This window comes from Roseicyclus sp., assembly GCF_052168335.1.
Lineage (GTDB): Bacteria > Pseudomonadota > Alphaproteobacteria > Rhodobacterales > Rhodobacteraceae > Roseibacterium.
Map to the genome: position 1 here is coordinate 1 of NZ_JBQLZP010000624.1, position 2306 is coordinate 2306.

General features: G+C 70.5%; 3 protein-coding genes. 1 reads left to right on the plus strand and 2 read right to left on the minus strand.

All coding sequences use genetic code 11. From position 1 onward, the window contains the following. Window positions 1–168 precede the first annotated feature (168 nt). Window positions 169–729 carry a TetR/AcrR family transcriptional regulator gene (locus ACTS11_RS19105; protein ID WP_442641878.1) on the minus strand — a complete coding sequence of 187 codons (561 nt, stop codon included), beginning with the start codon at window positions 727–729 and terminating at the stop codon, window positions 169–171. A gap of 81 nt (window positions 730–810) precedes the next feature. On the opposite strand from ACTS11_RS19105, the gene ACTS11_RS19110 reads away from it, so the two are divergent. After that, window positions 811–1203 (plus strand): hypothetical protein, encoded by a 393-nt coding sequence (locus tag ACTS11_RS19110; RefSeq protein WP_442641879.1) that lies wholly within the window; start codon window positions 811–813, stop codon window positions 1201–1203. Window positions 1204–1252: 49 nt separating this feature from the next. On the opposite strand, the gene ACTS11_RS19115 is transcribed toward ACTS11_RS19110, so the two are convergent. Then, the coding region (locus ACTS11_RS19115) for a 2-isopropylmalate synthase (protein ID WP_442641880.1) at window positions 1253–2306 on the minus strand (1054 nt) is incomplete at its 5' end.

Here is a 2306-nt window from a genome sequence, read left to right on the forward strand (position 1 = left end):
GTCGGTGCGGATGTCCGAGGAGAAGAGGCTGCCGAAGACCCTCCGTGTCCCGTGTCGGGAAGTGGCGGCGCGCCCGGGACTCGGGCGCGCCTGAACCGGGTTGCTTATAGGCGCGGGTGTTCGGTGGCGTAAAGGGGCAGTGCCCGGAGGCTCGGCAAGGGCGCGCCGTCAGTCCCCCGCCGGGCGGGCGAGCGTGTCGAGCGCCGCGATGGCCCCGTCGGCGGTGTCGGCATGTCCGACGGCGTCCATCACCAGCACGCCCTCGACGAGCGTGAGGGCCAGCCGCGCCGCGCCGTCCGGGTCGGGCAGGTGCTCGGGCAGCCGTCCCGCGATCCACCCGAGGAACCCCTCCATCACCGCGCGGCCCGCCGCGCCATGCGCCGCGCGGCCCTGTCCGGCGGCCGAGACGATGTCGAGCCAGACTCGGGAATAGGGGCTGAACGCCGGCGTCCGCATCAGGGCCACCACCTCCGCGACGGCCGCCCCGAGGCTCGAAGCCCGCCCGGGCGGCAGGGCGGAGGAGAGACCCGCCGCCATCCGCGCGGCCAGGTGCTCGAGCAGCGCCCCGATCAGCGCGTCCTTCGAGCCGAAGTAGTAGATCAGCATCCGGTCCGAGGTGCCAGCCGCCTGCGCCAGCGGGCGCAGCGATGCCGTGTTGAGCCCGTGGCCGAGCACGTGGTCGGCCATCGCGTCGAGCATCGGGGAGCGATCGGGTTTGTCGCGCGCCATGTCTTTCCTGTAGCGAGTGCTACATCATCGTGTTATGTAGCGAGCGCTACATGATTCCATGCGCCCGCGCGAGGTCCGCCCATGACGCTGCTCCAGGTCCTGCCCATCGTTCTCTATATCGCCACCGCTGTCACGGTCCTTGCCGCGGCCTCCGGCGCGGGCGCCGGCCGCGCCGGTCTCTGGCGCATCCCGGCGCTGGCGGGGGCGTTCCTCGCCGTCGTCTCGGCCGTCACCCTCGTCGCGGAGGGGCCAGTGCAGTTCTGGGTGAACCACACGACGACCTGGGCGGGAAACCAGGTGTGGTTCGACCTCATCTTCGCCGTGGCGATGGCCTTCGTCCTGATGCTGCCGCGCGCGCGGGCGGTGGGCATGAACCCCTGGCCCTGGGCCATCGCCACGCTGGCGCTCGCCTGCCTCGCGCTGCTGCCGATGCTCGCGCGCCTGATGTGGCTGGAAGAGCGCGGGCGGAGGTGAGGCCCGGAAAAGCCGGCTTTTCCGGGCCGGAATTGCCGGCAATTCCGGATCAGCTCACATCCTTGTAGGACACTTCCCGGATGTCCGAGCCGAGCTTCTCGCGCCGCACGATCAGGCGGTTGAGCGCGTTCACGTAGGCCTTCACGCTCGCCACGACCGTGTCGGTGTCCGCCGACTGGCCGGTGGCGATGCGCCCGTCCTCCTCGATCCGGACCATCACGGTCGCCTGCGCGTCCATGCCCTCGGTCACCGCGCTCACCTGGTAGAGCTGCAGGACGGCCTCGTTGGGATAGAGCGCCTTGACCGCGTTGAAGGCCGCGTCGACCGGGCCGTCGCCCTGCGCGGTGGCCTGCCGGTGCTTCTCGCCGACGCGGAGCGTGATGTCGGCCGACTGCGGCGCCTCCGTCCCGCAGATCACGCGGAGGAACTTCAGCTCGAGATGGTCGTCCTGGTCGGCGGCGGCGGCGTCCGTCACCAGCGCGATCAGGTCGTCGTCGAAGACCTCCTTCTTGCGGTCGGCCAGCGCCTTGAACCGCACGAAGAGGTCGTTCAACTGGTTGTCCACCATGTCGAAGCCGAGGTCCTTCAGCTTCGCCCGGAGCGCCGCGCGCCCCGAATGCTTGCCCAAGGGCAGCGACGTCCCCGCGAGGCCCACGTCCGAGGGGCGCATGATCTCGAAGGTATCCGCGCTCTTCAGCATGCCGTCCTGGTGGATGCCGCTCTCGTGGGCGAAGGCGTTCTTGCCGACGATGGCCTTGTTGGGCTGGACCGCGAAGCCCGAGACGGTCGAGACGCGCCGCGAGATGTGCATGATCTTCGTCGTGTCGATGCCGGTCGCGTAGGGCATGATGTCGTTGCGCACCCGCATCGCCATCACGACTTCCTCCAGCGCGGTGTTGCCCGCGCGCTCGCCGAGGCCGTTGATCGTGCATTCGATCTGCCGCGCGCCGCCCGCGACGGCGGCGAGCGCGTTCGCCGTCGCCATGCCGAGGTCGTTGTGGCAGTGCGTGGCGAAGACCACGTCCGCGCCGCCCTCGCATTCGGCGATGAGCCGGCGGATCAGGTCGGCGGATTCCGCGGGCGCGGTGTAGCCCACGGTGTCG